We start from the raw sequence: 16,335 nt of genomic DNA, 5'->3' as shown, positions 1-16,335 counted from the left end.
CTCACCCGAACGGGACGTTCCGCACGGCCGACCCCACCACAGGCGACCCCGCCACAGCCACCCCCGCCACCGCCGCGGCGGCCCCCGTCACGGCAGCTCGAACCCCGGGTTCATCCCGCCGAGCGCGTTCACGCACAGGCAGTCCCGCTCCTCGGTGGCCGGCAGCGCGGCCACCGCGTCGAACAGCACGCCCCGCAACCGGTCCACGTTCGCCGCGAACACCTTCAGCACCTCGTCGTGCGAGACGCCGTCTCCGGTCTCCGCCCCCGCGTCCAGATCCGTGACCAGGGTCAACGACGTGTAGCACAGCTCCAGTTCACGAGCCAGCGCGGCCTCGGGATGGCCGGTCATGCCCACCACCGACCAGCCCTGTGCCCGGTGCCACAACGATTCGGCGCGGGTGGAGAACCGCGGCCCCTCGACCACGACCAGCGTTCCGCCGTCCACCGGCTCCCAGTCCCGCCCGCGGGCGGCCTTCAGGGCGACCGCCCGCCCGACCGGGCAGTAAGGATCGGCCAGGGACACGTGCACCACGTTCGGCACGGTGCCGTCCGGCAGCGGCAGCCCGTCGAAGTACGTCTGCACCCGGGTCTTCGTGCGGTCCACCAGCTGGTCGGGGACCAGCAGCGTGCCCGGCCCGTACTCCGGGCGCAGCCCGCCCACCGCGCACGGGCCGAGGACCTGGCGCACCCCGACCGAGCGGAGCGCCCACAGGTTGGCGCGGTAGTTGATCCGGTGCGGCGGCAGATGGTGGCCGCGGCCGTGGCGGGGGAGGAAGGCGACCCGCCGGCCGGCGATCTCGCCGAGGAAGAGAGAGTCGCTGGGAGCCCCGTACGGGGTGTCGACCTGGACCTCGGTCACCTCGTCGAGGAAGGAGTAGAAGCCAGAGCCGCCGATGACACCGATCTCCGCGTTCGTCATGGCGAGCACAGTAGCCGCCCCGTACGGGCGTGCGAGCCGGCTGGGGAGAACTCCGCAGCCGCCGCCCCCGGCGGGCCGGAAACCCCGAAGACCCCGCCGTCACACGACGGCGGGGTCCCACGACACGGACCTATGCGGCGGAGGAGCTGGTGCTCGACGACGAAGACGACGAGGACGACGAAGACGACGACGAGCCGGAGTCGGACGACGACGAGGAGGAGCTCGACGACTTCGACGACGCCGGGCTGCTGCTCGACGAGGAGCCGCGGCTGTCGTTGCGGTAGAAGCCGGAGCCCTTGAAGACGATGCCGACCGCGGAGAACACCTTCTTCAGGCGGCCACCGCAGTTGGGGCACTCGGTCAGGGCGTCGTCGGTGAACTTCTGCACCGCCTCGAGGCCCTCGCCGCACTCGGTGCACTGGTACTGGTAGGTCGGCACTTGTCTTCCTCCTGGCACTCTCACTCAATGAGTGCTAACGACGATCCATAGTGACCTATTCCGCGGGATCAGTCCACCGTCACCGGTGCGCGGTGACCGACGCCACGTGCCACGGTGCGGCCGTAAGGTCGCGTGACCAGCCACGACCGCAGGGACAGCAGGGTCAGCAGCGCCAGCACCGTACCGCCCATCGGGACGAGGAAGCCGGCGCCGGTCCACAGCCGGTCCTCCAGCTGTCCGGCCACCGTGACCGCCGCCGCCTGGCCGAGCGCGACCGCGCCGGTCAGCCAGGTGAAGGCCTCGGTGCGGGCGCCGTCCGGGACCAGGGCCTCGACCAGGGTGTAGCCGGTGATCAGGGACGGCGCGATGCACATGCCCACCAGCAGGCCGAGTCCGGCAAGCACGGCCACCGAGTGCGCGGTCCACAGGGCGGAGGCGGCCAGGGCGAGGGCCGTGCAGCCGATGACCAGGCGGCGCCGCGGGGCGGCCTTCCAGGCGATCGCGCCGCACACGACGCCGGAGAGCATGTTGCCCGCGGCGAAGACGCCGTACAGGACGCCGTTCAGGCCGGGCTCGCCGATCGACTGACTGAACGCGGAGAGCGAGACCTGCATGCCGCCGAAGACGGAACCGATGCCCAGGAAGGTCACGACCAGAACCCGCACCCCGGGGACGCGCAGGGCGGACGCGTGCTCCACGCGCGCGTGCGTGACGGCTGCGACGGCCGGCTGCGTACGCTTCTGCGCCGCGAACAGCACACCGCCCACCAGCGTCAGCGCCGCCTCCGTGAGCAGACCCGCGGCCGGGGCCACGGCGGTGCACAGGGCCGTCGCCAGGAGCGGGCCGAGCACGAAGGACAGCTCGTCGGTGACCGACTCGAAGGCCGCCGCCGTCGACATCAGGGGCGAGTCCTTCAACTTCACGCCCCACCGGGCGCGGACCATGGGGCCGATCTGCGGCACCGACGCGCCGGTCGGGACGGCCGCCGCGAAAAGGGCCCACAGCGGGGCGTGGGCCAGCGCGAGCGCGGTCAGAGAAGTGCCTGCCATGGCGTGCACCAGGACGCCGGGCAGCAGCACCGCCCGCTGGCCGTGGCGGTCGGCGAGACGGCCGCTGTAGGGCGCGAACAGGGCCATGGACACCCCGGTGGCCGCCGCGACGGCGCCCGCGGCCCCGTAGGAGCCGGTGGTGTGCCGGACGAGCAGCACGATGGAGAGGGTGAGCATCGCGAACGGCTGACGCGCCGCGAAGCCGGGGAGTAGGAACGTCCAGGCGCCACGGGTGCGCAGCAGCTGCCCGTAGCCCGGGCGGGACGCCTTCGAGGTGACCGTGGACTCCACGGCCCGTGCCTTTCTGCTGCCTGGTAGCGCGGATGCGCGCCGAGAGCTGTCCTCTTGCGCGGACTGCGGTAGATACCGGCCCCTACGAAGGAAGGGCGCCCGGCCGCCATACGGTCGCGCCAGCTCTGCGTCAGGCAGAGTTGGTTCGATCAGGGTGCGCCTGGATTGTACAGGGGTATCGCACAGGACGCCTGTGAAACAGAGCACCGTCCAGCGCTCGACCTGGGATTCCCGACGGTGTGAACGGTACGAAACGCGCCGTTCACCAAGGCGCCCTCAGCGTCCCGGCGCGCCGTTCCCGGTGGTCCCCAGCCAGCCCGCCAGCTTGCCGCCCTGGCCGACGGCCCGCAGACGCCTCTCCGCCGCGTCGCGGACCTGGTCCGTGGCGACCACGAGCAGTTCGTCCCCGCGCCGCAGCACGGTCGTCGGCAGCGGAACGAGCGATTTCCCTTCCCGGACGACGAGGGTGACCGCGGCTCCGGCCGGCAGCCGCAGCTCGTTGATCTCGACGCCGTGCATCCGCGAGCCCTCGGGGATCGTGACGGACAGCAGATGCCCGCGCAGCCGCTCCAGCGGCGCCGATTCGATGCCGAGGTCCGTGGCTTCGGGACCCTCGCCGAGGCGTAGCTGGCGGGCCAGCCAGGGCAGGGTCGGCCCCTGGACGAGGGTGTAGACGACGACCAGCACGAAGACGATGTTGAAGATGCGGCGGCTGCCGGAGACGCCGCTCACCATGGGGATCGTCGCCAGGATGATGGGCACCGCACCGCGCAGCCCGGCCCACGACATCAGCGTCTGCTCCTGCCAGGGGAGCCGGAAGGGCACGAGGCTCATCACGACGCTCAGCGGACGCGCCACCATCGTCAGCACCATGCCGATGACCAGGGCGGGCAGCACGTCGTCGGCCAGTTCGTGGGGGGTCACCAGCAGACCGAGCAGGACGAACATGCCGATCTGGGCGATCCAGCCGAGCCCTTCGGCGAAGCCCCGGGTCGCGGGCCAGTGCGGCAGCTTGGCGTTGCCGAGCATCATCGAGGCGAGGTACACGGCGAGGAAGCCGCTGCCGTGGGCCAGCGCGCCGCCCGCGTACGCCATGACCGCCATGGCCATGACCGCGATCGGGTAGAGGCCGGAGGCCGGCAGCGCCACGTGCCTGAGACCCCAGGAGCCGAGCCAGCCCACCGCGAGGCCGATGGCGGCGCCGATGGCCAGCTCCAGGAGTATCTTCCCGAGCAGCGTGTACCAGTGCTCGATCGGCCCGGCCGTGGAGAACGCGACGACGAGGATGACGACGGGGGCGTCGTTGAAGCCGGACTCGGCCTCCAGAACGCCCGCCACGCGCGCGGGGAGGGGCACTTTCCGCAGCACCGAGAAGACCGCCGCCGCGTCGGTCGACGACACCACCGCTCCGATGATGAGCGCCTGCCGCCACTCCAGTCCGCTCAGGTAGCGCGCGCCCGCGGCCGTGACGCCGACGCTCACCGCGACGCCGACGAGCGCCAGCGCGGAGGCCGCCGGCAGGGCCGGCTTGATCTGCTTCCACTTCGTGCCGAGACCGCCCTCGGCCAGGATCACGACCAGTGCCGCGTATCCGATGACCTGGGTCAGCTCGGCGTTGTTGAAGTGGATGCCGAATCCGTCCTGGCCCATGGCGATGCCGATGCCCAGGTAGACGAGCAGGCTGGGGAGGCCGCTGCGCGACGAGATCCGAACCGCTGCCACCGCGACGAGCAGAACGAGCGAGCAGAGGAGCAGGAGCTGGTTGAGGTGGTGGACAGTCAGCGGCCGTTCCCTTCTCGCCAATCCGTGGGCCGCGAGGCGACGCCACGATCCGAGCACGCGAAGCCCGGTGCTGGGGCGGACTTCACTTCGACTACTTCATTAGCTTACCTAACTCTTGACGCTTTCTTGACGCTTCGGGCCGCATGATCGAACTCCGGTCCGGGCTGGTTCCCGACTCCGCGTCAAGGCGGACCGGGCCCTGCGCCTATGGTTGCTCCAGCGCTCAGTAGAAAGCACAGCCCGCCCTGCCGCTCGTGTTAGGACAGCAAGGACAGCGATGCCCCCCAACACCACCGCCTCTTCCGGCCAGAAGCCCGGCAAGTCCGGCAGGAAGAAGGGGCGCAGAGCCCGACTGCTCGTGATTGTCCTGGTTGTGGCCCTTGTGGGAGGTTTCGGATACGGCGGCTACTGGTCCGTCAGCACCGTGCGCGCCTCCTTCCCGCAGACCAAGGGGACGATCACGCTCGAGGGCCTGTCGGGTCCCGTCGACGTCAAGCGCGACGGCTACGGGATCCCGCAGATCTACGCGTCCTCCGACGAGGACCTGTTCATGGCGCAGGGGTACGTCCAGGCGCAGGACCGGTTCTACGAGATGGACGTGCGCCGCCACATGACGTCCGGACGCCTGTCCGAGATGTTCGGCAAGAGCCAGGTCAACAACGACGAGTTCCTGCGCACCCTGGGGTGGGACCGGGTGGCGCAGAAGGAGTACGACACCAAGCTGTCGGCCTCCACGAAGAAGTACCTCCAGGCGTACGCCAAGGGAGTCAACGCCTACCTGAAGGGCAAGGACGGCAAGGAGATCTCCCTGGAGTACGCGGCGCTGGGCCTGACCAACGACTACAAGCCCCAGCCGTGGACCCCGGTCGACTCGGTCTCCTGGCTCAAGGCGATGGCCTGGGACCTGCGCGGCAACATGCAGGACGAGATCGACCGCTCCCTGATGACCAGCCGCCTGGGCCCCAAGCAGATCGCCGACCTGTACCCGGAGTACCCGTACAGCCGCAACAAGCCGATCGTCCAGGAGGGCGAGTACAACGCCCTCACGAAGGCGTTCGAGCAGACCGACTCGACGGGTACAACGGGTACGGCAGGCTCGAAGGGTGCGACAGGCACGACGGGCACGCAGTCGACGACCCGGACGTCGAGCTCGACGTCCACGTCGACCTCGGCCTCTTCGTCCCTGCGCAGCCAGCTGGCGGGTCTCACGAACGTTCTGGCCGACGTCCCGACCGCCGTCGGCGTGAACGGCCACGGCATCGGCTCCAACTCCTGGGTCGTCGCCGGAAACCACACCATCACCGGCAAGCCGCTGCTGGCCAACGACCCGCACCTGTCGGCCTCGCTGCCCTCGGTCTGGTATCAGATGGGCCTGCACTGCACGACCGTCTCCAGCAAGTGCGGCTACGACGTCACCGGCTACACCTTCGCAGGCATGCCCGGCGTGATAATCGGCCACAACCAGAACATCTCCTGGGGCATGACCAACTCCGGCGTCGACGTCACCGACCTCTACCTGGAGAAGCTCTCCGGCAACGGTTACCTGAGGGACGGCAAGGTCGTGCCGTTCACCACCCGCACCGAGACGATCAAGGTGGCGGGCGGCGACTCGAAGAAGATCGTCGTCCGTGAGACGAAAAACGGCCCGCTGCTGTCCGACCGCGACGACGAACTCGTCAATGTCGGCAAGAAGGCCACCGTCGACACCGTGGCACCCGACCGCGCCGACGGCTACGGCGTCGCCCTGCGCTGGACCGCGCTGGACCCCGGCAACACCATGGACGCCGTCTTCGCGATCGACAAGGCGTCGAACTGGTCCCAGTTCCGCCAGGCGGCCCGCTCCTTCGACGTGCCCTCGCAGAACCTGATCTACGCCGACACCCAGGGCAACATCGGCTACCAGTTGCCCGGAAAGATCCCCACGCGCGCGAAGGGTGACGACGGCTCGATCCCGGCGCCCGGGTGGGACTCGAAGTACGACTGGACCGGCTACATCCCGCAGGCCGCGCTGCCCTACGAGTTCGACCCCAAGCGCGGCTACATCGTCACCGCCAACCAGGCCGTGATCGACAAGGACAAGTACCCCTACACGCTCACCACGGACTGGGGCTACGGCTCGCGCAGCCAGCGGATCACCGACCTGATCGAGTCGAAGATCAAGGGCGGCGGCAAGATCTCGACCGACGACATGCGGCAGATGCAGCTCGACAACAGCAGCGAGATCGCCAAGCTGCTGGTGCCCAAGCTGCTCAAGATCGACGTCTCGGACAAGCACGTCCGCGCGGCGCAGAAGCTGCTGGAGGGCTGGGACTACACGCAGGACTCCGACTCGGCGGCGGCCGCGTACTTCAACGCGGTCTGGCGCAACATCCTCAAGCTCGCCTTCGGCAACAAGCTGCCCAAGGAGCTGCGGGTCAAGGGCCAGTGCCTGTGGGTGGAGCCCGCCGACTCCACCGGCCCGGCCGACGAGGACCGCAAGGTGCGCGAGTGCGGCCAGCGCGAAGCGGACCAGGCGCAGCCGGACGGCGGCGACCGCTGGTTCGAGGTGGTCCGCAACATCGTCGACGACGAGAAGAACGACTGGTGGCAGTCGCCCGCGACGCGCACCGACCCCGCCACGACGACGCGTGACGAGCTGTTCGGGCGCGCCATGAAGGACGCGACCTGGGAGCTGGTCGCCAAGCTCGGCAAGGACATGGACACCTGGAGCTGGGGCCGGCTGCACCGCCTGTTCCTGAAGAACCAGACCCTGGGCACCGACGGCCCGGGCATACTGCAGTACATGCTCAACCGCGGCCCCTGGAAGCTGGACGGCGGCGAGGCGACCGTGAACGCCACCGGCTGGAACGCGGCGGGCGGCTACAACGCCCTGTGGGTGCCGTCGATGCGCATGGTGGTCAACCTGGCCGACCTCGACAAGTCCAAGTGGATCAACCTCAGCGGTGCCTCGGGCCACGCCTACAGCGCCCACTACACCGACCAGACGGAGAAGTGGGTCAAGGGCGAGCTGCTGCCGTGGAACTTCTCGAAGGACGCGGTGGACAAGAGCACGACCGACACGCTGGTGCTCAAGCCCTGACGGGCACCGCACCGTGAGAACGGCCCTTCACGCGCGCGTGGAGGGCCGTTCTCCATGTGCGCGGCTCTCACGGCCGGCGGTGGAAGCGGCGTACCCCCGACGGGGTCACCACGGCGTGCACCGGGCGGTCGTGCGCCTCCTCGGGGACCCGCTCGACCACCTCCGGGTCGTACAGGAGCACCACCAGGGCGGGGTCGGCGCCCGCGCGCTCCAGGCGGGCCAGCACACGGTCGTAGGAGCCGCCGCCGCGCCCGAGGCGCATGCCGCGGGCGTCGACCGCCAGCCCGGGCAGCAGTACGGCGTCGGCCTCCCGGACGGCCTCCGGGCCCAGGCGCTCGCCCGCGGGTTCCAGGAGGGCCATCCGCCCGCCGTGCCGCACGCTCACCAGGGACTCCGGCCCGGCGTACGTCCCCCAGTCGAGGTCGTTGTCCGGCAGGAGCACCGGGAGCAGTACGCGCACGTCCCGCGCGCGCAGCGCGTCCAGAAGCGCGAGCGTGCCGGGTTCGCTCCCCACGGAGACGTACGCGGCCACCGTGCGCGCGTGCGCCAGCTCGGGCAGCTCCAGGGCCCGTTCGGCCAGCGCCGTCGCCGCATCCCGCACGTCATCGGCGGTCAATCCGCCCCTCACCGCGAGGAAGCCTCGCCGCAACATTCGCTTGCCAGGATCTGCCTGGTGTTCCTTGGGACCCACAGGTCAGTGGCCTCCTCGTTCACAATGCGCTCATATGAGAGCGAATTAACCGGAGTCACAGTTTCCGCACATACCCACCGGATATCGTTGCGGACATGACTCAGTCGCACCCCAGGATCACCAAGGCTGTCATCCCCGCTGCCGGCCTCGGCACCCGGTTCCTGCCGGCCACCAAGGCCACGCCCAAGGAGATGCTGCCGGTCGTCGACAAGCCCGCGATCCAGTACGTGGTCGAGGAAGCCGTGTCCGCGGGGCTCGACGACGTACTGATGGTCACCGGGCGCAACAAGCGCCCCCTCGAGGACCACTTCGACCGCAACTACGAGCTCGAGTCGGCCCTGGAGAAGAAGGGCGACGCCGAGCGGCTCGCCAAGGTCCAGGAGTCCAGCGACCTCGCCACCATGCACTACGTCCGCCAGGGCGACCCCAGGGGCCTCGGCCACGCCGTCCTGTGCGCCGCCCCGCACGTCGGCCAGGAGCCGTTCGCGGTCCTCCTCGGCGACGACCTGATCGACCCGCGCGACCCGCTGCTCAAGCGCATGATCGAGGTCCAGGAGCAGTACGGCGGCAGTGTCATCGCGCTCATGGAGGTCGCGCCCGAGCAGATCCACCTCTACGGCTGCGCGGCCGTCGAGACCACCGAGGACAGCGACGTCGTCCAGGTGACCGGCCTGGTCGAGAAGCCGGACCCGGCGGACGCCCCGTCGAACTACGCCGTCATCGGCCGCTACGTCCTCGACCCGCACATCTTCGGCATCCTGCGCAAGACGGAGCCGGGCCGCAGCAACGAGATCCAGCTCACCGACGCCCTCCAGCAGCTCGCCGAGGACGAAAAGGTCGGCGGCCCGGTGCACGGCGTGGTCTTCAAGGGCCGCCGCTATGACACCGGCGACCGTGGCGACTACCTGCGTGCCATTGTCAGACTCGCATGCGAACGTGAAGACCTGGGCCCTGGCTTCAGGACCTGGCTTCGCAGCTTCGTAGCCGAGGAGATGTAGCGATTTGAGCGCCGCCGCGACCCGCACCACCGGCCAGGACCGCCTGTGGTCGGTGGACGAACACCTGGAGGACATCCTCACCACCGTCCGCCCCTTGGAGCCGATCGAGCTGAACCTGCTCGACGCGCAGGACTGCGTCCTGGTCGACGACGTCACGGTGCCCCTGTCACTGCCGCCGTTCGACAACAGCTCCATGGACGGGTACGCGGTGCGGGTCGCGGACGTCGCGGGCGCGAGCGAGGAGTTCCCGGCCGTCCTCACGGTGATCGGCGACGTCGCGGCGGGCGCGGCCGACCTGCTGCACGTCGGGCCCGGCCAGGCCGCGCGCATCATGACCGGCGCCCCGCTGCCGCCGGGCGCCGAGGCCGTCGTCCCCGTGGAGTGGACCGACGGCGGGCTGGGCGGCGGCCCCGTCACGGGGATGCGCGCCCGCAGCCTCGCGCCCGAGGGAGCCGCAGGACAGGTGCGCGTCCACCGCCCGGCCGAGGCACGCGCGCACGTGCGCGCCGAGGGCAGCGACGTCCGGGCCGGCGACCTCGCCCTGGAGGCCGGCACCGTCCTCGGGCCGCCGCAGATCGCGCTGCTCGCCGCGATCGGCCGCGGCACGGTACGCGTGCGCCCGCGCCCGCGCGTGGTCGTCCTGTCCACCGGGAGCGAACTCGTCCAGCCCGACGAGGAACTGGCGGCCGGCCAGATCTACGACTCCAACAGCTTCGCCCTCACCGCCGCCGCCCGGGACGCCGGCGCCATCGCCTACCGGGTCGGCGCGGTCGCCGACGACGCGGACACGCTGCGCTCGACCATCGAGGACCAGCTCGTCCGGGCCGACCTCATGGTCACCACCGGAGGGGTGAGCGTGGGCGCGTACGACGTCGTCAGGGAGGCGCTGTCCTCCGTGGGCGACGCGGACGAGGCGGGCGGCGGCGTCGAGTTCCGCAAGCTCGCCATGCAGCCCGGCAAGCCCCAGGGCTTCGGCTCCATCGGCCCCGACCACACGCCGCTGCTCGCGCTGCCGGGCAACCCGGTGTCGTCGTACGTCTCCTTCGAGCTGTTCGTACGCCCGGCGATCCGCACCCTGATGGGCCTGTCGGACGTCCACCGCCCCCGGACCAGAGCCGTCCTGAAGGCGGACAAGGCGCTGACGTCGCCCGCGGGCCGTCGGCAGTTCCTGCGCGGCACGTACGCCGACGGCACGGTGACCCCGGTGGGCGGCGCCGGCTCCCATCTGATCGCGGCCCTCGCCCAGGCGGACGCCCTGATCGTGGTCCCCGAGGACGACACATCCATCGAGCCGGGCACGGAGGTCGAGGTGGTCCTGCTCGGCTGACGGCGGGCGCCCCGGGTGTCCGGGTTCGGAGGCTTCGCCCGGTCGGACAGGCCTGTCCGTCCGGTCCGGTCGCGTCTCCGTATCCGGTCCGTGGACCTTGGTCGGCTGATCCTGCCCGGTTGGCGGTACCGTGTCGCGCACAGCAGGTCCGCGTGCCGGGCCAGGACCGGGAGTGCCGCAGCACATGAGTTCGCAGGACAGACTGACCCATATCGATGACGCGGGGGCGGCCCGCATGGTCGACGTCTCCGGGAAGGACGTCACCGAGCGGACCGCGCGCGCCAGCGGCCGTGTGCTGGTCTCCCCGCGCGTGATCGAACTGTTGCGCGGGGAGGGCGTCCCCAAGGGTGACGCGCTGGCCACCGCGCGCATCGCGGGCATCATGGGCGCCAAGCGGACCCCCGACCTCATCCCCCTGTGCCACCCGCTCGCGGTGTCGGGTGTGAAGCTGGATCTGTCGGTCGCGGACGACGCCGTGGAGATCACGGCCACCGTGAAGACCACCGACCGCACGGGTGTCGAGATGGAGGCGCTCACCGCGGTCAGTGTCGCGGCGCTCACCGTGATCGACATGGTCAAGGCGGTCGACAAGGCGGCGGTGATCACGGACGTGCGCGTGGAGGAGAAGACGGGCGGGAAGTCGGGCGACTGGAGCCGGGCATGACGGCACCGGCCGAACCGCCGATCGGCGGTGCCCTCCCGGCGCCGTACGCGGCCCTGGTGGTGACCGCGTCGAACCGCGCGGCCGCGGGCGTGTACGAGGACAAGGGCGGCCCCCTGATCGCGGAGGCGCTCACCCGCTTCGGTTTCGCGGTCGACGGCCCGTGGGTCGTCCCGGACGGCGACCCGGTGGAGAACGCACTGCGGACGGGCTCGCGCGCCGGCTACGACGTGATCGTGACCACCGGGGGCACCGGCATATCCCCCACCGACCGCACCCCCGAGGCGACCCGCGCGGTGATCGACTACGAGGTGCCGGGCATTCCCGAGGCCATCAGGGCGTTCGGAAGGGAGAAGGTGCCCACGGCAGCGCTCTCCCGGGGACTGGCCGGAGTCGCCGGCGGGACGCTGATCGTCAACCTGCCGGGGTCCACCGGCGGGGTGAGGGACGGACTGGCCGTCCTGGAGCCCCTGTTGGTCCACGCCGTCGACCAGATCCGCGGCGGGGACCACCCCCGGGCCGACGCCGGCGGGTCCGCGGTCCGCGAGGACCGCCCCAGACCGAGTGGGGGTGCGAGCTGAACAGCCCATCCTGGCCCGTCGAGCTGGTGGACGGCGATGTCGTCCTCCGGCCGATACGGCTGCGCGACCAGCGGGCATGGCGCGAGGTCAACCGGCGCAACCGGGAGTGGCTGCGACCGTGGGAGGCGACCATTCCGCCGCCCGCGCCCGGCGGCCCGACAGCGCACCGGCCGACCTACCGGCAGATGGTCCGGCACCTGCGCGCCGAGGCCAGGGCGAGCCGGATGCTGCCCTTCGTCATCGAGTACCAGGGGCGCCTGGTGGGGCAGTTGACGGTGGCCGGGATCACCTGGGGCTCGATGTGCTCGGGGCACGTCGGCTACTGGGTGGACGAGGGGGTCGCGGGCCGCGGGGTGATGCCGACGGCCGTGGCGCTCGTGGTCGACCACTGCTTCCGCACCGTCGGGCTGCACCGCATCGAGGTCTGCATTCGCCCCGAGAACGGTCCGAGCCGCCGGGTCGTGGAGAAACTGGGATTCCGTGAGGAAGGGCTCCGGCCGCGTTATCTGCACATCGACGGGGCCTGGCGGGACCATCAGGTCTTCGCGCTCACCGCGGAGGAGGTGCCCGAGGGGTTGCTGGCGCGCTGGCACCGGGCACGCTCTCAACAGGCCCACCGCCACCCCAGGAAATAAAAAATACGTTCGAATTTGATCGGGTGGCGATCGTCTCGCGTTCGTCTGAGGGCAATGAATTAGCGGCCCCGTCGGTCTGCTGATCGCATCAGTCCCAAAAAAAGTTCGAAATATCAGCCAGATCGTGCGACACACCGGCTCAATTGGCAGATGGCCTCACGCAAACCCCTCTACCGTGTGAGGCGTGAGCAGCAGCGGCCTCATCTACGCAGTCATTGTCGGGGCCTGGGCCGCCTACTTGGTGCCGATGTGGCTCCGTAGGCAGGACGAGCTGAACGAGTCTCGTCCGACGGAACGCTTCAGCACCGCCATCCGGCTGCTGTCCGGACGGGCGGGCATGGAGCGTCGATACGCCAAGGACCTGCGGGCGCGCTCCGCCGAAGAGGGGGAGCCCGGCGCGCGGCCGGACGGTGTCACCGGCTCGGTGGACGTCCGGTCCTTCGCCATGCCTCCGACCGAGCGGCAGCCGCGGGCGCGGGCGGAGGCGGAGCCGGAGGGCCGGCCCCGGCGGGAGCAGGGAGAGCGGGCGGAGCCGGGGGAGCCGCGCACGGCCGAGCCGGGTGTACCCGGACAGGTGCTCCGGGCGCGGAAGGTCTCCTCGGCGGAGGCCATGGCGCGCGCCCGGCGCTCGAAGGTGCTCGCGCGCCGGCGGCGGACGACCGTGATGCTCTTCCTCGCCTTCACGCTCGGTGCGATCGTGGCCGCGGTCGGGGGGCTCGCGTTCCTGTGGGCGCCGGGCGTGCCGGCCGTCCTGCTCAGCGCGTACATCGCGTACCTGCGGGCGCAGGAGCGGAAGCGGTTCACGTACACGATGGACCGGCGACGGGCCGAGGTGGCGGCGCAGCGGTTGCGGGAGCGGCAGCCGAGGCGGCGGCCGCCGGTCGACTCCGAGGCGGAGGAGGCGGAGGACGGCCCCGAGCCGGAGAACGACCCCGGGCTGTCCGCGCTGGCCGCCGACCGACGCGCGCTCGTGGAGCAGACGGACCACGCGGAGTGGGTGGACCAGCAGCGGGAGCGGCAGCGCAGGCCCGGGCACGGGGAGAGCTGGGACCCGGTGCCGGTACCGCTGCCGACGTACGTGACCGCGCCGGTCGCTCCGCGGGCGACGCCGAGTGTCGACCTCGGGACGCCGGACGCGTGGAGCTCGGCACGGTCGAGTACGGCGGAGGCGGCGCCCTCGGCGGGCGGCGCGGAGCCGGGGGCCGGGGCGGAGCCGGGGGAGCGGGCGGAGGCTGCCGACGCGGATGCCTCGGACCGGAGCGATGCCCGGCGGGCGGCGTCGGCTCGGCGGTCGCGCGAGCGGGGGCGGACGCCGCTGTTCGACCAGTACGAGGAGGGGGAGCGGCCTCGGGCCGCGAACGAGTAGGGGGTGGCGCCGGGGTGCGGGGTGCCCGGACACCCAAGCGCCCACCCGTGCCGCCCCGGGGTCCCTCCAGGGCGTCAAGGCGCTGGGGGAGGTGCGACCGCCCGCAGCCGGGGCGGCTGCGGCGGCTGCTCCGGCGGCACGATTGCCCGCAGGTGGGGCGGCCGGGGAACGGATTTCCTGACCAGCCGATGGGGATGCTAGAGTTTCACTCGTTGCAAGGGCCTGTGGCGCAGTCCGGTAGCGCACCTCGTTCGCATCGAGGGGGCCAGGGGTTCAAATCCCCTCAGGTCCACGCAGCATGGAGGCCCGTCCCCTCAGGGGACGGGCCTCTTGCCGTGCGCGTCCCGCCCACGGCGGCGAGGTGCGCCAACTCCTCGTGCGCGTCAGGCGGGAAGCAGTGAGCGGCGGTACCACTGCGCCGACTCGGGGAAGTCGGCGGCGAATTCCGGGCCCGGGACCAGACGCAGATCGCGCCACAGCGGCATGCCGTCGAACCAGTGGTCGGTCCTCAGCATGTCGAGCGCGCGCGACGACTGACTGTCCGCCGCGAGAAGCTCCCGGGCCTCTGTCACCGAGAGCCGCCGCTGCGGCCAGGTGAGCGAGGCGCACACGGCCGCCGCGCGGAGCAGGGTTTCCGAGGTGACCGGCACCGGGTGCGCCGCGTGGTACGTGATCGACGTCAGGTCGGCAGCGGACGCGAGACCGGAACCGACCACGAGGCGGGCCAGGTCCCGTACGGAGATGACGGACATTCGGGCGCTCCAGCCCTCGACGGTACCGGGCAGGGCACGCAGGAGACGGACCATACCCGGTACCACCCAGGTGTCCCCCGGGCCGTAGACGAGATGCGGACGCAGGACCACGCCGCCCGCCTCGAGGACGGCGTCCTCGGCCGCGGCGCGGGACAGCGAGGTGGGCGATCCCGGATTCCGTACCAGCTGTCCGGGGCCGGCGCCCCGAAAGGTGCCCCGCCCGTAGACGGAGGCCGTGCTCACGTACACGATGCGGGGCACGCCGGCGCGGTGGGCCTCGGCGAGGAGGTTCCGCGTTCCCCGGGCGTTTACGGACTCGTTGGCCTCCGGCGCGGTGCCGATGTACGAGGCGCAGTGCAGCAGAACGTCCACACCCTCGCACACGCCGCGCAGCGAGTCGGGATCGGTGAGGTCGGCCGGCACGACGCGGCGACCGGGCCCCGCGGCGTGCACGGGCCGGCGGTGCGACATCAAGGTCAGGGCCATGCCCCGCCGCCCGGCTTCCTGGGCGACATGACCGCCGAGGAAGCCCGCGGCGCCGGTGATCAGGACGGTGCGCATGGGACGGCTCTCCAGCTCCTTCAGGCGGTACGACGGGTCAGGGCGCCGGACGCAGCACCAGCTCCGCGGCGAAGACCTGCTCGCCCTGCTGGGTGCCCCGCACGTGGACGCGGAGGTCCCCGCCCGCGTCGCGGCGCAGGACGTCGGCCTCCATCCAGCAGGGGGCGTCGAGCTCGGCATAGCGCCTGAACTTGCTTACCAGAGCGAGGAGGAGAGCACCGGGCTGCCGGGTCGCCGCGCGGGCCGTCTGCCGGGCGGCCTCGATCAGCAGCATGCCGGGGACGTGGTCGACCGGGTGGTCGAAGAAAATCGGGTGACCGGTGTCGACGCGCAGCTCCCACCGGTTTCCCCCGGTTGCCGCAGACGCGGCGAGCAGGACGTGCTGCGGGTTGGTGTGACCCACCTGGGCCGGGTCCACCGGCGCCGGCAGGGGGCGGTTGGTCGTGGTGGGGCGTCCGCCGCGCAGCCGCCGGTGTGCGCCGGGGCTCGTGCAGCTGAATCCGGCGCTGCCGGTCGCCACGGGGACCCCGTCGCGGTGCACGGAGACGTCGTAGCGCATACCCGCCAGGTTCCTGCCGCGTCGGACGATGTCGTGGCAGACGGTCCGCAACTCGACATCCGTCGGGCTGGAGTCGACGGTGAACGCCGAGGCGGTGGCGGCGAAGGAGAGGTCCCACATCAGGAACTGATGGCCGAACGGAACGCCGTACTCGGCGTGGGAGAGCAGGATTCCGGTCTGGCGTATCGACTCCAGCAGCAGCATCGGGTCCTGGTGGTTGCCGACCGGTGCGAACACCGCGTGGCTCCGGGGCCACTGCGCGCGGACCGTGTAGGAGTCGGACAGATGACCGGTCCCGTGGCTCGGGGTCTTCTCCCACCCGGTGAGGAGCACCTCGGCCACGGAGGCCCGATGGACGTATTCACGGGGAACCGTCGTGGTGAGCGGCGCTCCGGTCACCGAAGCGCTGCTGATCCCGGGAGTTACGACCGAAGTCAGCATCCGCGGCACTCCTGTCTGTGTGCGGACAGGGCGGACCAGACCGCGCGCCCGGACCCCCCGTCACTGATTGAACGCGTGTAGCAACCAACGTACAGGCAGCCCGGTCTGTTTTGCGAGTAAAGCAAGCGTAAAATAAGGTCTGCCTGCTTGGTTTACGGGCGGGTTACATTCACTTCTCGCATCCATGAATGAAGGAGGCGCC

14 protein-coding genes and 1 tRNA gene are annotated in these 16,335 nt (G+C 71.1%); 8 read left to right on the top strand and 7 right to left on the bottom strand.

The window, feature by feature from the left end:
* Positions 1–87: 87 nt before the first annotated feature.
* The 4 genes from AB0N14_RS21770 to AB0N14_RS21755 form a co-directional block, all read right to left on the bottom strand.
* Complete coding sequence (locus tag AB0N14_RS21770) at positions 88–921, bottom strand: S-methyl-5'-thioadenosine phosphorylase (protein ID WP_366027345.1); 834 nt, start codon at positions 919–921, stop codon at positions 88–90.
* Positions 922–1,051: 130 nt separating this feature from the next.
* On the bottom strand, positions 1,052–1,360 hold the full coding sequence (locus AB0N14_RS21765; RefSeq protein WP_366027344.1) for an FmdB family zinc ribbon protein: 309 nt from the start codon (positions 1,358–1,360) through the stop codon (positions 1,052–1,054).
* Positions 1,361–1,428: 68 nt separating this feature from the next.
* Complete coding sequence (locus AB0N14_RS21760) at positions 1,429–2,700, bottom strand: MFS transporter (protein WP_366027343.1); 1,272 nt, start codon at positions 2,698–2,700, stop codon at positions 1,429–1,431.
* Positions 2,701–2,976: 276 nt separating this feature from the next.
* The gene (locus AB0N14_RS21755) at positions 2,977–4,539 is read right to left on the bottom strand and encodes a potassium/proton antiporter (protein ID WP_366027342.1); all 1,563 of its coding nucleotides are present in this window, start codon (positions 4,537–4,539) and stop codon (positions 2,977–2,979) included.
* A gap of 220 nt (positions 4,540–4,759) precedes the next feature.
* Between AB0N14_RS21755 and AB0N14_RS21750 the strand changes: the two genes are divergently transcribed.
* Positions 4,760–7,561, top strand: coding sequence for a penicillin acylase family protein (locus AB0N14_RS21750; RefSeq protein WP_366027341.1), 2,802 nt, complete (start codon positions 4,760–4,762; stop codon positions 7,559–7,561).
* A gap of 67 nt (positions 7,562–7,628) precedes the next feature.
* On the opposite strand, the gene AB0N14_RS21745 is transcribed toward AB0N14_RS21750, so the two are convergent.
* Positions 7,629–8,213: a 5-formyltetrahydrofolate cyclo-ligase gene (locus tag AB0N14_RS21745; RefSeq protein WP_366027340.1), complete on the bottom strand. Its 585-nt coding sequence runs from the start codon at positions 8,211–8,213 to the stop codon at positions 7,629–7,631.
* A gap of 134 nt (positions 8,214–8,347) precedes the next feature.
* Between AB0N14_RS21745 and galU the strand changes: the two genes are divergently transcribed.
* From galU to AB0N14_RS21710, 7 genes are all read left to right on the top strand, one after another.
* Complete coding sequence (galU, locus tag AB0N14_RS21740) at positions 8,348–9,250, top strand: UTP--glucose-1-phosphate uridylyltransferase GalU (RefSeq protein WP_366027339.1); 903 nt, start codon at positions 8,348–8,350, stop codon at positions 9,248–9,250.
* A 4-nt stretch (positions 9,251–9,254) separates the two neighbouring features.
* Entirely contained in the window at positions 9,255–10,577 is a 1,323-nt protein-coding gene (gene glp, locus AB0N14_RS21735; protein WP_366027338.1) for a gephyrin-like molybdotransferase Glp, read from the top strand.
* 184 nt (positions 10,578–10,761) lie between these two features.
* A complete protein-coding gene (moaC, locus tag AB0N14_RS21730; protein WP_200420720.1) occupies positions 10,762–11,241 on the top strand; it encodes a cyclic pyranopterin monophosphate synthase MoaC in 480 nt (159 codons plus the stop codon).
* The gene (locus tag AB0N14_RS21725; RefSeq protein ID WP_366027337.1) at positions 11,238–11,819 is read left to right on the top strand and encodes a MogA/MoaB family molybdenum cofactor biosynthesis protein; all 582 of its coding nucleotides are present in this window, start codon (positions 11,238–11,240) and stop codon (positions 11,817–11,819) included. The genes moaC and AB0N14_RS21725 overlap by 4 nt, the downstream gene beginning before the upstream one ends.
* Before the next feature lie 26 nt (positions 11,820–11,845).
* The gene (locus AB0N14_RS21720; RefSeq protein WP_366027336.1) at positions 11,846–12,454 is read left to right on the top strand and encodes a GNAT family protein; all 609 of its coding nucleotides are present in this window, start codon (positions 11,846–11,848) and stop codon (positions 12,452–12,454) included.
* 184 nt (positions 12,455–12,638) lie between these two features.
* A complete protein-coding gene (gene glpR / locus AB0N14_RS21715; protein WP_366027335.1) occupies positions 12,639–13,820 on the top strand; it encodes a gephyrin-like molybdotransferase receptor GlpR in 1,182 nt (393 codons plus the stop codon).
* A gap of 218 nt (positions 13,821–14,038) precedes the next feature.
* Positions 14,039–14,112, top strand: a tRNA-Ala gene (locus AB0N14_RS21710).
* Between the two features lie 91 nt (positions 14,113–14,203).
* Here the strand turns inward: AB0N14_RS21710 and AB0N14_RS21705 are convergent.
* Together AB0N14_RS21705 and AB0N14_RS21700 are read right to left on the bottom strand one after the other, a co-directional pair.
* Positions 14,204–15,133: an NAD-dependent epimerase/dehydratase family protein gene (locus tag AB0N14_RS21705; RefSeq protein ID WP_366027334.1), complete on the bottom strand. Its 930-nt coding sequence runs from the start codon at positions 15,131–15,133 to the stop codon at positions 14,204–14,206.
* Positions 15,134–15,170: 37 nt separating this feature from the next.
* Positions 15,171–16,133 (bottom strand): ScbA/BarX family gamma-butyrolactone biosynthesis protein, encoded by a 963-nt coding sequence (locus AB0N14_RS21700; protein WP_366027333.1) that lies wholly within the window; start codon positions 16,131–16,133, stop codon positions 15,171–15,173.
* Positions 16,134–16,335 lie beyond the last annotated feature (202 nt).

The sequence above is a fragment of the Streptomyces sp. NPDC051104 genome (assembly GCF_040682835.1).
Taxonomy (GTDB): Bacteria; Actinomycetota; Actinomycetes; order Streptomycetales; family Streptomycetaceae; genus Streptomyces; species Streptomyces cynarae.
This window is presented reverse-complemented; position numbering and strand designations above follow the sequence as displayed.

Bases quoted from the DNA above. Each gene is read 5' to 3' on its own strand.
- moaC (WP_200420720.1), top strand. From the start codon at position 10,762: ATGAGTTCGCAGGACAGACTGACCCATATCGATGACGCGGGGGCGGCC.
- AB0N14_RS21770 (WP_366027345.1), bottom strand. From the start codon at position 921: ATGACGAACGCGGAGATCGGTGTCATCGGCGGCTCTGGCTTCTACTCC.
- AB0N14_RS21750 (WP_366027341.1), top strand. From the start codon at position 4,760: ATGCCCCCCAACACCACCGCCTCTTCCGGCCAGAAGCCCGGCAAGTCC.
- AB0N14_RS21705 (WP_366027334.1), bottom strand. From the start codon at position 15,133: ATGCGCACCGTCCTGATCACCGGCGCCGCGGGCTTCCTCGGCGGTCAT.
- galU (WP_366027339.1), top strand. From the start codon at position 8,348: ATGACTCAGTCGCACCCCAGGATCACCAAGGCTGTCATCCCCGCTGCC.
- AB0N14_RS21700 (WP_366027333.1), bottom strand. From the start codon at position 16,133: ATGCTGACTTCGGTCGTAACTCCCGGGATCAGCAGCGCTTCGGTGACC.
- AB0N14_RS21725 (WP_366027337.1), top strand. From the start codon at position 11,238: ATGACGGCACCGGCCGAACCGCCGATCGGCGGTGCCCTCCCGGCGCCG.
- AB0N14_RS21745 (WP_366027340.1), bottom strand. From the start codon at position 8,213: ATGTTGCGGCGAGGCTTCCTCGCGGTGAGGGGCGGATTGACCGCCGAT.